Below are 17,128 nucleotides of genomic sequence, written 5' to 3'. Positions count from 1 at the left end.
TTATATTATTTTATCCATTTCATGTTTATTTTATTAATATAAAAATTATAAAAAGGGGAGAGCACTAACTCTCACCCTTACTTTTAAAACATTAAGCTTTTTCTTCCACTTTAGATGCAAACTTATAAACTAGGAATCCTAATATTAAGAATGCAACTAACGCTGTCCATGGACTATTTGCAAGTGCTGGTAAGAACTTTGGTCCTATAGCAATTGCTGAATCTAACTTTAATGTTGTAAGTATTGCTATTACAATACCTGTTAATGCATCTCCAGCAACAAGTCCTGAAGAAAGAAGTATTCCTCTTTCTGTTTGAAGCTTAGCTTGAGGTTCATTACTTTTAAATTTCTTTTCAACAAGTTTTCTTATAATACCACCAGTTAATATTGCAGCACTTAAGTGAATTGGTAAGTATAATCCAAGTGCAACTGGAAGTATTGGTAGTCCTGCAAGGGCACAGAATATTCCTACAATAGCTCCAACTATAACAAGTGCCCAAGGAAGTTGTGCAGTCATAACTCCTTCAACAACCATTGACATAAGTGTTGCTTGAGGTGCTGCTAATGCTTCTGATCCTAAACCATATGTATTGTGAAGTAATAATAAAACTCCACCTGCAGCTAATGAAGCAATAAATACTCCTGAGTACATACCCCATTCAACTTTCTTTGGAGTACCACCAATTATGTAAGTAGTTTTTAAACTTTGAGAAACTCCACCTGCAACTGCAATTGCAATACAAACTACAGCTCCAGCTGTGATAGCAACAAGCATTCCCTCGTTACCTTTATATCCAACTAATTTTAAAACTCCTGTTACAAATAATAACGTAGCAATTGTCATTCCTGAAACTGGGTTATTAGAAACTCCTATGATACCAGCCATTCTTGCAGAAACAACTGCAAAGAAGAATGAGAATAATACAGCAAGTATTGATCCAACAACTCCAATTTTTATTCCTGGTAAGAAAACTCCACCTATAAAAACAAGTATAGCTGCTGCTAATACCCAAGTTAAAGGAGTATCTACATCTGTTCTTTTTTGAGCAGATGAACCTTTATCACCGCCAAGACCTTTCATTGCAGTCTTAAATGATTTTATTATAGTAGGTAGTGATTTTGCAAGACTTATGAATCCACCAGCAGCAACAGCTCCAGCTCCAATATATCTTATATATTGACTCCATATGTCCCAAGCTCCCATATCAGCTATTAACTGAGTAGAAGGGAATAGTGGTGATGCAAGTCCTGCTCCAACATATTTTATTAAAGGTATAAGTCCAAACCAAGCAACTAATGCTCCACCAAACATATATAATGCAACTTCTATTCCTACTATGAAACCAACTCCAACAAGTGATGCCATAGCATTAACTCCAATAATTGCTCCTTGATATGGTTTAATAACCCATTCTGGAGCCTCTTGCCATATCTTAAGAGCTGCTGAACAGAATTTAAATATTGCTCCACCAGCTATACCAGTAAGAACTGTCTTAAGTCCGCTTCCACCTTCCATTCCTGTAACAAGAACTTCAGCTGCAGCCATTCCCTCAGGGAATATTAACTCACCATGTTGTTCAACAATTAGGTATTTTCTAAATGGTATAACAAAAACAACTCCTAAAAGTCCACCTAATGCTGTACATAAAACTATTGTAGATAATTTTAAATCCATTCCCCAAATAATTATTGCAGGTAATGTGTATATGATACCTCCTGCGATAGATTCACCCATAGCGGCAATTGATTGAATCATATTAGCCTCTAAGATGTTATTTCTTTTAAATACTGCCTTAAGTAATGTTGCTCCTAAAATAGATGCTGGAATACCAGCTGCAATCGTCATACCAACCTGTAATCCAAGGTATACGTTTGCTGCTGCAAATATGCAAGCAAATAAAATACCAACAACTATAGATATAGCACTTACTTCTGGCATTGCCACATCAGTAGGGACGAAAGGTACATAATCTTCACCTTTAATTCCACCATAGGCATTGTGGGAAAGTTTTTTCTTTTCTGCCATGTTATTTTCCTCCTTAGTTTAAAAATTTAAAATTTAAGATAAAAAATCTAAATTTAATAAAAAAGTTCAAAGCTTATAAAAATTTAAAATATTTATTTGAGCATAAGCATAAATTTAGACTTTGTTCTTATCATATATAAATATAAAAATATAAAAGAAAAGGGGATAACCTCATAATTATTTTCCTTTATACTTTTTTATCATTAACATAACAGCTTGTACAAAACAATCTAATAATCCTGATCATTATTAAGTTTTAGTATTTCAATATATATTTGAAATACTTTCAAATATTATCATGTATTTTACATATAAATCAATAATTTATGATTTATTTAAAACTTAATTAAACATTTGTTCACAATATATCAATAATAAAGAGGTTTTATTCATATTTTAGAAATAATATTATATAGAGGAGTATTTTGTATACATTTACTTTAAGATAAAATTATAAAAAATAAAGTGAGATGTAATTATCATTATTCACATCTCACTTTACATATATTTTTTTATTTTTATTCATCGCTCAAAGGATTTTTATTTATAGCAATTCTTAATGTTTCATCATCGACATGTGTATAAATTTGAGTTGTAGACACATTTTCATGTCCTAGTATTTGTTGAAGAGTTCTTACATCTACATTTCCATGTTTGTGCATTAAAGTTGCACTAGTATGCCTCAATTTATGTGGTGTGTATTTATCTTTATCAAGTCCTGCTAAACCTATATATTTTTTTACTATTCTTTCAACAGTTCTTTTATTTATTCTTCTATACTTTCCACTTATGAATAAGGCATCTTTATCTTCACTTGCTACTCTAAAGTTGATTTCATTTCTCATAGGCATATATTTCATAATAGCTTTTAAAGAGGCTTTATTTAAATATATTGTTCTTTCCTTATTTCCTTTACCTATAACTTTCAATGTATCACCCTTAATATTAGATAAATTTATGCCACATAACTCAGAAAGTCTTAAACCACAATTTAAAAATAATGTTATTATACAAAAATCTCTCTCTGAATTTTTATCTCTGTTTTGAGTTACATTCAAAAGATCCTTACTTTCATCTAATGTTAAATAAATAGGGGACTTCTTTGGAAGTTTAGGCGACTCTAATTCTAGAGTTATATTATAAGGTATTAATTTTATCTTATTAGTCAAATAATTAAATAAAGATTTTAAACTAGCTATTTTTCTTGCTTTTGAACTAGACCCATTATTTCTAAAATTATCTAAGTAGGAGATATATGCATATAAATCACTGATACTTAAATTTTTAAGAATATCAATGGATATGTCATCAATTTCCAAATCATCTAAATTATCAAAGGTAACATTAGATTTAGATAAATTTTTATGGATTTTTATGAACCTAAGAAAAAGATTAATATCAGATGTATATGCAGTTAAAGTGCTACTTGAAAGACCTTTAACAGTTCTCATATAATTTAAAAAATCTTCAACATAATAGGGCTTTTTACATTTTAAACTTGACATAAATTCCTCCTTAATATAGTTATATAAGTAGAGAATATATAACTAATATGTATAATAATTATATTATATCACAAAATATAGCATTATGTCGTGAAACTTACATTTCACGACATAAATATTGCAGATAAAAAGAGCCATATATAATATATTATATACTTTAATTTCATTAACTCCACTCACTTCATATTATTCTTTAGTTTAAATTCGTAATTATAGTTATAAAGTTATAATTTTACTCGTTCATCTATATCAATAAGATGTATTTTAAATCTAACTAGTGCCATTAAAATGAATAATTTTTTTATAATTCCCAACTATTAGTATACTATTAAATTTACTTATAATTTTTGTATTTATCAATGCTACACTACTTCTAAACGTTTTATATAATTTTGCATTTAAAATTTAAATTTGTATAAAAAAATATATGCTAGAACTTCTTGCCTAACATATATTTTTGTGTTTATTCACTTTTAAAAAAAACTTGAATAATTAAGATAATCTAAATAATTATCCTAATAAAGGTGGTCTATCTGATATTAAATTCATTAATACAGGTGGATCTTCTGAAAGATTTCTTAACACTGGCGGATCCTCTGAAGAAACTCTAGCAATATTCATTAATACAGGTGGATCTTCTGAACGTAAATATGCTGACATTCCTATGCCAATAGTTCCTACAAGCATTAAAACTGTTAATAGTAATGATGTAACTCTTTTTTTCATAAATAAATTACCTCCCTATATAAATATAATATTTATTTATAATATTAAAATAATATTATTAACTTATTTGAGAATCGCATATAAGTTCTTTAATTTTTGTATTGCAAAATTGCACATTTTTATAATCTTCATCCTTGAAGCACAATTCTGATAATTCGTTGTAATACTTAATTTTTAAAATTTTATTTTCTAATAAATTTATTATCTTTTTAATTATATCTTTTTCTCTATTTCTTACACCAAGATTTTTATATATATTTTTCATAAACTTATATCCTTCAATTGCATATTGTTTATCATTATATATATCTGAATACTCAATACCTAATTGCAATAAAACCATTGCTTCATTATATAACTTTGAATCTAAATAAACTTGTGCTTTTTCTATTAATGTATGTCCTAAAAGCATTCTATCATGTTTAAATCTAATATTTTGAGCTTCACTGTAATAAAAAATTGCTTCTTCTGTCTTTTTATTTTTAAAATATAAATATGCTAAATTATTGTATAAATGCCCTAAAACTTTCTTATCTAAACTTTTATTATTACTTATAATGTCTTCAATAATATTAATAGCATAATCAATATATCCTTTAGCCTCATAACAACTAACTTGTATACCTTTTGCATATATAACATTATTAATATCTTCAGAATTCTCACTTTTCCAATACTGATTAATAAATATCTGTGCTTCATTTATTGCTTTTTCATATTTTTCTATGTTTTTATAACAAATAGACAAATTATATATAGCATAATAATATATTTTTTCATCTTTAACCTCTTTAGATTTATCTTTAGCTTTATTATAGTAAATTATTGCTTCATGATAATTCAATAGTTTATACTTACATACACCTAATTTATTATATATATTAGCTTTTTCAATATTATTTTGTTTATTATCACTACTTATTAAATCTAAAGAATAAAAATAATTTTCAAAAGCTGTTTCATATTCATTTTTATTATAATAAATATCTCCTATCAACATAAATGCTTTAGACATATATGTATCTAAGTTGTATTCTTCTGCAATATCTTTTATTATATCTAGTTCTTCCAATTTGATTTTGTCATTTTCTAATTTTTCTTTGCAATATTTTTCAGCTTCTTCTTCCCTTGTTCTCAAAAAGTATCTATCATCTATATCTAAATTATAGTTTTTTTCAGCTAACACTTTTTTAAATTGCTGAGTTAAAACTTTCGATGCTTCTTCTGTAATATTTCGCCTGCCATTTTCCATTAATCCAATATATCCTCGTGATAAGTTTGTTGTCGCTAAATCTTCTTGTGTAATTCTTGCTTTTTTTCTTAGATATAAGATTTTTTCGCTTCCATTTAAAAAATGCAAAATTTCCACCTCGTTTCTTCCGATACACCCTTTATACAAATTGTATCATTTTTACATATTTTTGTCAATTTTTTCTATTAAAAAAATATATATTTATTTAAACATTGTAATTTTACTATTTGATAATGTTTCTTTTTCCTTTTTTATCATATATATAAGTACCAATATTGAAACTCCTAATACTATAGTTCCTGCTAATCCAGCTTCTGGTCCAAAGATACCTCCTGAAAACATATCATTTCCTACTAATCTTAAATCTATAATTGAACCAGCTTTCATTGGAAGTCCACTTACTTCAAATCCAAAAATATTTCCTTGTGCAAAATTCCAGGCTGCATGAATTCCACAAGCACCCCATAAATCCTTTGTTTTTATAACATATAATCCAAATAAAAGTCCTGATAATATTATATTTAATATTGCTATAAAACTAATATTGGGATTTCCTAAATGTAATAATCCAAAAAGTGATGCTGAAACTATAAGTGCTATAACGCCATTATATCTAGCACCTAAAACATTCATGAGCCATCCTCTTGTAACAATTTCTTCTGCTGCACTTTGAATTATCCATCCTGGTAAAATAATTAGAACATTTAAAATAGCAAATTTACCTACAGGTTGAAGAACATTTTTTTCTATTTCAACACATCCTGCCAAATATAAAAGTGCTACAACTGCACTCATAAGTAGTATTCCAACTCCAAATCCTCTTAAATAATTTAATAGTAAATTTTCTTTTTTTAGTCCCATAGTAGTAACACTTCTTTTCCCTATGAATTTAACTACTAAAAATACTAAAATAATAATAAATACAAAACCTATAGTAAGATTTAAAAATTGCATCAGTAATGCATTATTAAAATCCCATCCTAAATCCAAACTAAAAAGTATATGAAGAATTATACCTCCAATAAATTGACCTACAAATACAAATGTATAAGCTAAAATTACTGCTAAAATAAAATTAGGTAATTTCTTGCTTTGTCTTGTTTCTAAAAATAATTTTTCATCTTTTAAAATCATTTTGCCCCCCTCTTATTAAAATCATTTCATTAAAATACTATGATTACTTTTTATAGTTTATTAGTGATTTATATAGTTTCTATTCTTCTAATGCAAATAAGGCGGCACCCAACGCTCCACATATTTGCCCTTCTTCTGGTACAATTATCTTAGTACTTAAAGATTTTTCTATTTCTTTTACTACTCCTCTATTTTTAGACACTCCACCTGTTATCATAAACTTATCATTTTTTCCTACCCTATTTACAAGTGACAATACTTTAGATGCTACAGCTTTATTAATTCCATGCACAATATTTTCTATTTCTTCATTTTGTGCAATTAATCCTATAACTTCTGATTCTGCAAATACAGTACACATACTAGAAATAGTTACATCATTAGTATATTCTAATCCTAATTTGCTCATATCTTTTAATCCTAACTCTAATGTTTTAGCCATCATCTCTAAAAATCGTCCTGTTCCAGCAGCACATTTATCATTCATTACAAAGTCTTTTACATCTCCATTTTCATCTATTCTAATTACCTTACTATCTTGACCACCTATGTCTATTACTGTTCTTATATCTTTATTTAAAAAATTTGCCCCTTTTCCATGACAAGTTATTTCTGTTAATTTTTTATTTGCAAAAGGAATAGAAATTCTTCCATACCCTGTAGATATTATAAGTTTTAGGTCATCTTTTTTTAAAGCTGCTTTATATAAAGCTTCTTCTAATGCCTTATATGCTCCTTCTATAGACTTGGCACCTGTTTTAACAATTGAATAAGATATTATCTTTTTATTCTCATTCAATATAACCACATTAGTGGATGTAGATCCACTATCTATTCCTGCAACAAACTGTCCACTTTTATTATCTTTTTTAGTTTTAGTTTTTGAATCATTTATTTCCTCTAAAAGTGCTTCAATTCTAGTTTTCATTTGTTCTGAATTACCTTTAGTATAATCTGATTCAATTTTAACCATAGGCACTGTAACTTTATCTTTTAAATCCGCATATTCAAAACCATAATAATCACAAAACTTAATAGTGTTGTATATTATTCCCTTTAACTTATCATCTTTAATTAGTGTTTTTCTATTTTCTATGTTTTCCATTCTCATACAAGACATTTGATTTAGTAAATCACTTGCGTATATTTCCATAACATCATCTAATAAATTTAAATCTTTATAACAATTTGAAAATTTATTCTTATAGCCTGTACAACTACAGTTTTTTACTGGTAATGACGATATTTTCTTTATCTCTTCATAAAGATTAGGACTCATACGTCCTCCTAATACACTTATATAATTAGAGTCACTCTTTTCCTCTTTTTCTACACTAAAACTCTCTTTAAACTTTTCTAAATCAAAAGTTTTTGATGAGTAATTTTCATATGAGATTATAAATTTTAAAAGTTCATTTTTAAATATTTGTATTGAAAAAGGTGTTACTTTTCTCGGAATATCAATAATGTAACAAAATTTAATTTTTTCATCTTTGCATAATATATCCTTAACTCTCCTTAATGAATCACAACAATTTATAAGTAATACTTCATCTATATTCATTTTCTTAACATTTTCAAGTATAGTCTTACAATAACTACATAGATTATTATGAGTTACACTATGAGCCACATCAAAGTTTTCCACTTCAAAATCTATTTTTATTCCCTCTTCATCAAAACCCTTAAAAAGTTCTTTAGGAGTATATTTACAAACATATCCTATCATGTCTTTTCTCCTTTTCTACTATGTCTAAAAATGCTTCCATTCTAGTTCTGATTTGCTCATCGTTACCATTTCTTTTATCAATACCATCACCATCAATTATAAGTGTTTTAATATTGTTACTTTCTAATTTTTCTTTTAGAATATAAGCACCTCCAAAGGACTGTTTACATCCTACATGACATAAATGTACTACTCCATCTATTCTTAATTTATTGCACATTTTTAGTATGTTATCTACTTTTCTATCATATCCACCATTAAAATGATTTAAAATTAATTTTTTAGCTATGCTCTTATAAGGATTGTCCACATCTAATTCTATAAGTGAATCAAAATTAAAATCACAAATAACTAATTGATTATCTTCATTCAAGTTAAAAATTTCTCTTAACGGCTCAGAGTAAAATGGAATTAAATGTGTCCATAAAATTCTATTTCCTTCTACCTCTCTACATTTATCAATATCCTCTAATAAAAAACGATAATATTCTAAAACTTTATCATGTCCTAAAAAAGCATGTGTTGCAAAAATTCTATACATTTCTAATGTTAGTGTATTAGGATAATATTTATATGCTAATTTATCTAAAAATTTCTTATAATAATCTATAGATTTATTTTCATTTAAAATAATCTTTTTTAGATTATCTTCATTAAGTTTTCTATTAAAATTGTCTTCTAAAAAAGATACCATTTCTTTAAGTTGCATTTCTACATATTCTTCAGCATCTTTAGAGTATTCATAAGGAACATCTATTACATATTTATTTATTCCACACTCTTTAGATATTGCCCTAAAAGTATTTATATTGGCATCACAAGCAAGTGAAGTTGTTATTGCACATTTAGGTGCTGGCAAAACTTTTGAAGTAGCTGCACCTAAAAAAGCTTTATGATATGAGCAAAAGTTATCACTAATTCCTTCTTTTTCTGCAAAATCTATAAATGCACTTTCACAACCTGCTCCTGATAAATAAGATGAAAATGCCTCTATAAATTGTGGATATATGTTCATTGCATGTAAAAATTCACAGGGTGTAAATATATTAACCAATGCCGAATTACTAGAATGCTGCATTGGCTCTAATACAAAATCCATAGATATTTTAGATAAATACTTCTGCGAATTCAAAAAATCTTTTTCTTTAAATTTACTTAAAACATTTCCCTCTAGCCAATAACCAGCTTTAAGAAGATTAAAACTTACATTAGGCTTATATTCTATATTCTTACAAACTAAATCACTATATAAGTTAAATAAATCCACATGCACACCACCTTAGTTTTATTTTCATTCAATTGTTGGTAATAATTTATATTTTAACACATAATTTGAAATTTTAAAATTATTCTAAATACTATTGCATTGATTTATTTTAAAATAAAAAGTATCAGCAATGATTTTAATAATCTTTTGCTGATACTTTTTATCTATTTTTTTATGTATAACATTTTTTTTATACAAGTATTTTTCCTTTGTATCTTTTTTAATTTGAATTTAAAGTTTTCTCCAATAACAGTAAATATCATTCCATTGTTTTTTAATTTAAGATTTGTATCTACACCTAATTTTCTATTTTTCTTAAACATCTATTAACACCCCTTAACATACAATTATTCTTTGGTTTGCACTATACTATCTATATTTTGAAGACTATATTCTCTTATAAGTTCAATTAAAATATCTGCATAAATTTTTTCACCAAATTCATTTTCAGCAGTACTATATCCTGCATTTTCTAGTGCTTGTGCTTGAGTTATATATGTTTTTGCTTCAAATAGTCCATTTTCTTTATATCTTGAATTTACAACTAAGAATTCACCATGATCTTTTATTGATTCGTCTATACTTTTGTATTTTCTAAAGTTAGCATTAATTATTGTATTATGAAACTCTTGTGTTTTAAAACTTATATAATCTCCCTTATAATTTGCATCTGCTTTAATTCCAAACAAATTATTTCCCTTTACAGAAAGTTCAGATCTACCAAAGTCAGATTCTAATATAGCTTGAGCTATTGTTATAGATGGAAGTACCCCATATGTATTATAATTTTTAATTGCATCTTCTTTTATTTTATTTATAAATTTTAATTCATGTGATAAATTTTTATCTTCTTTTTCTTCTTTTAGCATTTCCAATTGATATTTACCTAATTTTTCTATATATTTATGTACTTTTCTTTTTTGATTATTATCAAAGTTTAACTTCTCCATTACACTTTTTAAAGGAAGAATCTTATATTCACCTCTGTACGTTATAATAAAAGTTTTACCTATTTTAGTTGTAACCTTATCATCTATGGAATTAAAACTATTTTTATTTTGTACTGCTGCTATAGCTGCAATTTGTTTCCAATCTAATTGAACTTTCTTATCTCCTATCTTATCTGCCATATCCATGTAATGTTTCATATCTAAATTATTCATGTTTATACTTTTATTTATACCAAAATTATAAAAAAATAAAAAAGTAATCATTATTAAAACTATACTAATTACTAATAATATAATTTTAAATATTTTTTTCATCTGTTCACCTCGTTTTTACAAAATTAACCTATATATAAATATATCACCTTATACCTATTTGTCCAAGTTAAAAAGTGAGTTCACTTTTAGTAAACTCACTTCTCATCAATACTTAATTTTTGTTAAACTCATCTAATTAAGTTGTAGTATCTTCTATATTAAACTTTTCAATTAATGAATTTAAATACTCTGCATACTCTTTTAATTTCATAGCTTCACTTGAAACTTCATCAATTCCTCTAGCTTGTTCATCAGATGAAGCACTAACTTCTTCAGATGTGGCTGCTGTTTCCTCAGAAATGGATGATACTTCTAATATTTTTTTACTTAAATCATCTTTACTTGTTTCAATACTTAATAATGAACTATCCACTTCTACTATGCTTTCTTTAAGTTCTTTAATGTTTGAAACAATTAAGTTAAATTTATCTTCTGTTATTCTTACACTTTCATTTGTAACCTCGTTAAGTGATTTATTACTCTCCATTTCCTTATTAAGTGATACTATATCATTTTTAATTTTTTCAATTACTGCATATATATCTTTAGCTGAATGAGCACATTGATCTGCAAGTTTTCTAACTTCTTCTGCTACAACTGCAAAGCCTCTTCCTTGTTCACCAGCTCTTGCAGCCTCTATACTTGCATTTAACGATAGTAAATTTGTTTCTTCTGCTATAGATTCAATTACATCTATTATTTTACCTATTTCATTTGAATTTTGTTTTAAATTTTCTATTTTACTTGCTATATGATTATTAGATTTTTCATTCTTTGTATAATTATTTATTAAAGTATTTATTGCTGAAGTACCCTCAATTGAAGCATCTTCAACTTTTTCTGAAATGCTTAGCATATTTTTAGCACTTAGTAATGATTTATCTAATTCCACACCAAACATTTGTGTATTTCTTACACTTTCATCTAATCTTTCAGCTTGCTCATTTGCTCCTTGTGAAATTTGTTGAACTGCATTTGCAACCTCTTCACTTCTTTCACTAGATTCAAGCATTATAGAATATAAATTTTCTGCACCAGCTTTAACTTCATTAGATGATGCTTTTACACCATTCAGTACATTAGCCATATCATCTATAAGTAAATTTACTGCTTCAACTATAGCTAAAACCTCTACATTATATTTACTATTTACTTCTGCTTTTTCTGTAAAGTCACCATCTTTAATTTTTTCAAGTATATGAACAGAATCTGAAATTCCTTTTGATATTCCTGAAGAAATCTTTCTTGATACTATAAAAACAATTATCAAAATTAGGACAAATAATATAGCAAATGGTGCTATTTGACTAATTTCTTTATCTAATATGTATCTATTAGTTGTCATATTAACTAAAATTAAATTAGAGGTATTAAGTTTTTGTGTTGAAACCACATAATTTGTTCCATCAATAGATACAGTTTCTAAACTGTTATTTTCTATAGATAACAATTCATTTATCCAAGGTTTTTCACTTGAATCACTTCCTATAAATTCATTGTCAGTAGCAGAAACAATTAACCCTTCTCTAGAAATAAGCATGGATTTAAATTCTTCTGATCCTGTATCAAGTTTTTCATTTAAATTATCTATATCTTGATCTATAGCTATTACACCTATAACATTTCCACTATTACCTATAATTGCTTTTGAATATGTTGTTACAAATTTTCCTGTTATATTATCTTTATATGGATCAGTTAAACATACAGAATCTTTATTGTTTATTGCATCTTGATACCATTTAGTTGATTTAAAATCAAAATTATTTTTAATTGCAAAATTATCAGGTAAATCTACTATATATCCATCTTCTAATGCTATGTATACTGATAAAATGTGTTCCCTATTTTTTAAATAGCTAGCAAGTGTTTTTTCAAACCAGCTTCTTTCATTAAATTTATTTTCTAATGATCCTTTAGCATTTGCATCATCAGTTAAAAAGTTTAAGTCTTGTTTTACTGAATTATAAAATGAACTTATTGATTCATTTATAACATTTAATTCATAAAGACTTGCATTCTCAATTTCATTTTTTACATTATTTCTTACAGAATACAATGTTATAACATTTACTAATATAATAGGTATTATAGAAACAATCATTGCCATTCTTATAATTTCTTTTCTAAGTGTTAATCTTTTGTTTTTCAAATTTTTCACCTCAATGTTAAATATCTTTTCTTATGTAAAATTAATACATATAATAAAACTTATAATAATCGGTTACTTTAATTTTTCATAATATAAATTTATTATTATAATAATTACCATTCCTTATTAATTATATATCACACTCCATTATAACAAATTTTTGAAATTCTAAAATTACATATATCTTTTTAACCTTCGTATTTATAGAACTATACTTTATTAAGTTTTTGTTAATATTAATTAATTTTAATATCTTTCTTACATATAAAAGCTATAACTAAAATAACTAAATAAAAAATTAAATATCTTATAAACTCTAATTTTAAAAAATAAGATAACATAATATATGTTGTCATAGATAAAATTAGACTAATTAGTCCATTTTTAGTATTTCTAGATATATAAACTCCTTGTGTCAAAAAGATTATAGGATTAACTCCTAAAAGACAAACTTCTAAAAGCTCATTATTTTTCAATGTATAACATACCCCCATACTAATTATAATTACTATTGATGAAATTATCTTTGTTAACATAAACTCCCCCACACTTATAATTCTTTATATATCATTAATTAAAGCCATTCTAACATGATCTTTCCATTCACCATTTACCTCTAAAAAATTATGTGCTATTCCTTCATTTATGAAGTTTAATCTTTTGCATAAATTTAAAGATGAAGTGTTTTCTTCACGTATATAAGCCTCTATTCTATGCATACCATACTCATTAAACATAATTTCTATGCCTTTTTTTAAGGCTTCAGTCATATATCCTTTATTTGTTTCATCTTTATCTAACTTATATACAACATGACAAGATAAAAATGCAAATGGAACTATATTATAAAATGTAATTTCTCCTATTATTTTATTTAAATCTTCCTTTTTAAATATCCATAACTTTAACATTAACTTATCTTGAATAAATTTCAAATCAGTTTTTAATTGAGTTTTCTGAAAATTTTCAGTATAAAACTTTTTATCTCTCAATGGTTCAAAATCACTAAAAAAATCTACATTTCTATTTATGTATTCTGTAACAATACAACTATTTGAATCATCTAAAACTTTTAAAATTAATCTATTCGTTTGATAACTCTTCATATTAAATCCCTCCTTTTACATATATTACATATTATACATTATATGTTTTCTAATATATCATTAAAAGTAAAAAAAGACCTGCAATTAACAAGTCTTTTTATCATGTTTCTTTCTTATATATACGTAACTAACGATAGCTATTAATATAATAATGACTGCTAAATAGAGTAAAATTATATATGGATACTGAGGTTGTTCATAAACAATGGTCATCTCGGTGCCATCTTCTATATCACTTAGCTTATACTTCCATTTAGCAGTGTTTGAATCAACAATTTCTGTAGAATTGCTTTCTAGTATAGCACCTGGAACTTTTATTACATTTTCATAATCTATATCTTTTATAACTTTGCTTACTTGACTTGTAAATAAATTATAATTATCCTTAGATACTTGAGCTAATGCATCTTTTAATATATTTTTATTAACTTTTATATTTAATGCTACTTTATTCTTTAATATACCTGGGATTATTTTCTCTTGTAAATCTATATACTGTTTTATATTCTCTCTATTGTGTACTTTTTCAAAATTAAACAAAGTATATTTGTATTCTATTACTTTCATATTATCTTCATCATATCTCTTAACTTGAAACCCTTGAGATGATATATCTTTTTCATTTGATAATATAGGATCTATAACTTTGCTTACATACTTATCATATTTTATTTTTCCCATAATAAATCCAGTACCATCTTTATTTATTTCTGTTACTGTAGTTAAATTTACCTTTCCACATCCTACTAAAAAAATAGTTAAAAAAATAGCTAGAATTAAAACTCTAATTTTTTTCATTTATCTCTCCTCATATTTAAATTTATAGTTTATTATTAATTATACTTGAATTTTTGTCAATATAATTTTATATTGCAAGTATTCCATATTAATATTATAGACAATAAATCTCATATAAAGTAAAATTATACTATAACATATTTTATTGGAGATGATTTACTATGGAAAAAGGTTATATTCATGTATACACAGGAAACGGAAAAGGAAAAACTACTGCAGCGGTTGGACTTGCTGTGAGAGCTGTTTGTGCCGGGAAAAAAGTATACTTTGGTCAATTTGTTAAAGGTATGAAATATAATGAAGTAAACTGTGAAAACTATTTGCCTAATATAAAATTCGAACAATTTGGAAGAGGATGTTTTATATCAAAAGCTCCAGAACAAGAAGATATAGATAGTGCTAAAGAAGGCTTATCTAAAATAAAAGAAATACTTATAAATAATACCTATGATGTTGTTGTTCTAGATGAACTTACAATTGCAATGTATTTTAAATTATTCACATTAGATGATGTACTAAATGTTTTAAAATTTAAACCTGAAAATACTGAAATTATAATAACAGGTAGATATGCACCCGATGAGTTAATTGATTTAGCAGATCTTGTTACAGATATGACTGAAGTTAAACATTATTATTATAAGGGTGTACTTTCAAGAAATGGGATAGATAAATAAAATATAAAGTGCTAGAAACTCTAGCACTTTATATTTTTTATAAATTTAATTTTTCTTACTGGGAAATGGTATTATCTTGCACTTAGGCATTGGAACATATTCATCATCTTCTGCTTCTAATGTATCTAACATCTCTTCCATATCTCTTAAATTGTTTATCTTAGATAAATGACACTTATTAATTATATTGTCTAAATTATTATTATCTAGCATTTCTATAAGAGAATTTAATTCTAAGAATTCTTCTATATCTTCACTTGATAAATTTTCTATATCAATCTCATCATCATCAATATCTATTGTAATATCGTCATTATTAATATCTTTCTCTTCTGGTATATGTGATATAATTCCATCTTTTAATGCTTTCTCTTGAATTTCTTTTGGTACATATCTTATATCGGTTATAAAACCATCCAAATTTACAAGCCAAGTTAAAGGGTTTTTGCTTAAATTACTAGGAATAGTCCACTTTAAGTCTAAAGGTGTTATATCCAGTAAATCTGATATATTATTAGACTTAGAAGATACAGAACTTCCACTAACCTTAAAATAAGAATATAAATCTTTAGCTTTTATATGTATTGCTTCGCTTGGATCAAATAAAAAGTTAACTTTACCAACTACATGTATTATAGAGGGTGCCCAAACATCTATTTTCCCTCTGCTAATTCCTTTAGGATTTTTTCTACATACTTCTTCACATAAATTAATACAAAGTTTTTTATATTCATCATTTAAATAACTATCACAAAAACTTTTTATTAAATCTATTATATTATAATATCTATCTTCAATTTCTTTTGGTATAACTGACATAACTTAATTCTCCTTTTGAAAATAACTAATTGCTTTAAACTCATTTAATTTACTTATAATATTATTAATACTCTTTAAAGTCAATAAATTTATCTAATATATAAATTATATTTCAAAATCATCTACATTATCAACCTTAAAGTATGAATTTATTCATATATGTATCCAAAATATATTTAGTACATTTTTATATAAAAATTTATATTTATTTAATTAACTTGTAATATTAAAAGAAGATGCCATCTTTTAAGCATCTTCTTCTAATTTATTCAACATCTTTTTTTAAATTTTCATATTCAATTTTAGCTTTATCTATTTTTTCAGAAATTTTACGTTTTTCATCTTCACTTTCAACACACATCATTGCATACAATAAATTAGTTATCTCTCCACTTTTTCTACTTAAAGCTAATCTTTTTTCATCCATGAAGTTTCGCCCCCTATACCAATATCATGTATATATGAATTTAATATTTTTTTAAAATCATTTTCCTACTAATTTAATTTATGTAATATATACATATTTGCTACATTTTAAGATAAATTCTACTATAAAAATTGTTCAAACTGTCATAATAAGAAAGTTTTTGAATATATTCTTGCATTAATTCTAGCTAAACTTTATATAATCAAATTTTTATAAATACTACTATAAATTTAACAAAATAAGTA

16 protein-coding genes are annotated in these 17,128 nt (G+C 25.6%); 1 reads left to right on the top strand and 15 read right to left on the bottom strand.

Annotated elements, in window-relative coordinates:
• Positions 1-91 precede the first annotated feature (91 nt).
• From BN346_RS12315 to BN346_RS12260, 13 genes are all read right to left on the bottom strand, one after another.
• Complete coding sequence (locus tag BN346_RS12315; protein WP_040328947.1) at positions 92-2,026, bottom strand: OPT family oligopeptide transporter; 1,935 nt, start codon at positions 2,024-2,026, stop codon at positions 92-94.
• A 518-nt stretch (positions 2,027-2,544) separates the two neighbouring features.
• Positions 2,545-3,531 carry a tyrosine recombinase XerC gene (locus tag BN346_RS12310; RefSeq protein ID WP_040328946.1) on the bottom strand — a complete coding sequence of 329 codons (987 nt, stop codon included), beginning with the start codon at positions 3,529-3,531 and terminating at the stop codon, positions 2,545-2,547.
• A 510-nt stretch (positions 3,532-4,041) separates the two neighbouring features.
• Positions 4,042-4,257: a hypothetical protein gene (locus BN346_RS12305; RefSeq protein WP_040328945.1), complete on the bottom strand. Its 216-nt coding sequence runs from the start codon at positions 4,255-4,257 to the stop codon at positions 4,042-4,044.
• Between the two features lie 58 nt (positions 4,258-4,315).
• Positions 4,316-5,617 (bottom strand): helix-turn-helix domain-containing protein, encoded by a 1,302-nt coding sequence (locus BN346_RS12300; protein ID WP_040328943.1) that lies wholly within the window; start codon positions 5,615-5,617, stop codon positions 4,316-4,318.
• Between the two features lie 93 nt (positions 5,618-5,710).
• The gene (locus BN346_RS12295; RefSeq protein ID WP_051540369.1) at positions 5,711-6,643 is read right to left on the bottom strand and encodes a CPBP family intramembrane glutamic endopeptidase; all 933 of its coding nucleotides are present in this window, start codon (positions 6,641-6,643) and stop codon (positions 5,711-5,713) included.
• 79 nt (positions 6,644-6,722) lie between these two features.
• Positions 6,723-8,372 (bottom strand): acyl-CoA dehydratase activase, encoded by a 1,650-nt coding sequence (locus BN346_RS12290; RefSeq protein ID WP_040328941.1) that lies wholly within the window; start codon positions 8,370-8,372, stop codon positions 6,723-6,725.
• Positions 8,353-9,639: a 2-hydroxyacyl-CoA dehydratase subunit D gene (locus BN346_RS12285; protein WP_040328940.1), complete on the bottom strand. Its 1,287-nt coding sequence runs from the start codon at positions 9,637-9,639 to the stop codon at positions 8,353-8,355. Before BN346_RS12285 ends, BN346_RS12290 begins: the two co-directional genes overlap by 20 nt.
• 164 nt (positions 9,640-9,803) lie before the next feature.
• Positions 9,804-9,962, bottom strand: a complete 159-nt coding sequence (locus BN346_RS21705) for a hypothetical protein (RefSeq protein ID WP_158644490.1) — start codon at positions 9,960-9,962, stop codon at positions 9,804-9,806.
• A 24-nt stretch (positions 9,963-9,986) separates the two neighbouring features.
• The gene (locus BN346_RS12280) at positions 9,987-10,904 is read right to left on the bottom strand and encodes a glycoside hydrolase family 73 protein (RefSeq protein WP_040328938.1); all 918 of its coding nucleotides are present in this window, start codon (positions 10,902-10,904) and stop codon (positions 9,987-9,989) included.
• Between the two features lie 136 nt (positions 10,905-11,040).
• A complete protein-coding gene (locus tag BN346_RS12275; RefSeq protein WP_051540367.1) occupies positions 11,041-13,056 on the bottom strand; it encodes a methyl-accepting chemotaxis protein in 2,016 nt (671 codons plus the stop codon).
• A 236-nt stretch (positions 13,057-13,292) separates the two neighbouring features.
• Positions 13,293-13,592 (bottom strand): hypothetical protein, encoded by a 300-nt coding sequence (locus BN346_RS12270; protein ID WP_040328935.1) that lies wholly within the window; start codon positions 13,590-13,592, stop codon positions 13,293-13,295.
• Between the two features lie 24 nt (positions 13,593-13,616).
• Entirely contained in the window at positions 13,617-14,162 is a 546-nt protein-coding gene (locus BN346_RS12265; protein WP_040328934.1) for a GNAT family N-acetyltransferase, read from the bottom strand.
• Between the two features lie 84 nt (positions 14,163-14,246).
• The gene (locus BN346_RS12260; RefSeq protein ID WP_040328933.1) at positions 14,247-14,960 is read right to left on the bottom strand and encodes an LptM family lipoprotein; all 714 of its coding nucleotides are present in this window, start codon (positions 14,958-14,960) and stop codon (positions 14,247-14,249) included.
• A 161-nt stretch (positions 14,961-15,121) separates the two neighbouring features.
• Between BN346_RS12260 and cobO the strand changes: the two genes are divergently transcribed.
• Positions 15,122-15,637, top strand: a complete 516-nt coding sequence (gene cobO / locus BN346_RS12255) for a cob(I)yrinic acid a,c-diamide adenosyltransferase (RefSeq protein WP_040328932.1) — start codon at positions 15,122-15,124, stop codon at positions 15,635-15,637.
• Positions 15,638-15,682: 45 nt separating this feature from the next.
• Here cobO and BN346_RS20610 read toward each other — a convergent pair whose 3' ends face one another.
• Complete coding sequence (locus BN346_RS20610) at positions 15,683-16,456, bottom strand: DUF6398 domain-containing protein (protein ID WP_051540365.1); 774 nt, start codon at positions 16,454-16,456, stop codon at positions 15,683-15,685.
• Positions 16,457-16,721: 265 nt separating this feature from the next.
• Positions 16,722-16,883, bottom strand: a complete 162-nt coding sequence (locus tag BN346_RS21700; RefSeq protein ID WP_158644489.1) for a hypothetical protein — start codon at positions 16,881-16,883, stop codon at positions 16,722-16,724.
• Between the last annotated feature and the right edge of the window lie 245 nt (positions 16,884-17,128).

It is taken from the genome of Clostridium ihumii AP5 (assembly GCF_000612845.1).
Taxonomy (GTDB): domain Bacteria; phylum Bacillota; class Clostridia; order Clostridiales; family Clostridiaceae; genus Clostridium_J; species Clostridium_J ihumii.
This window is presented reverse-complemented; position numbering and strand designations above follow the sequence as displayed.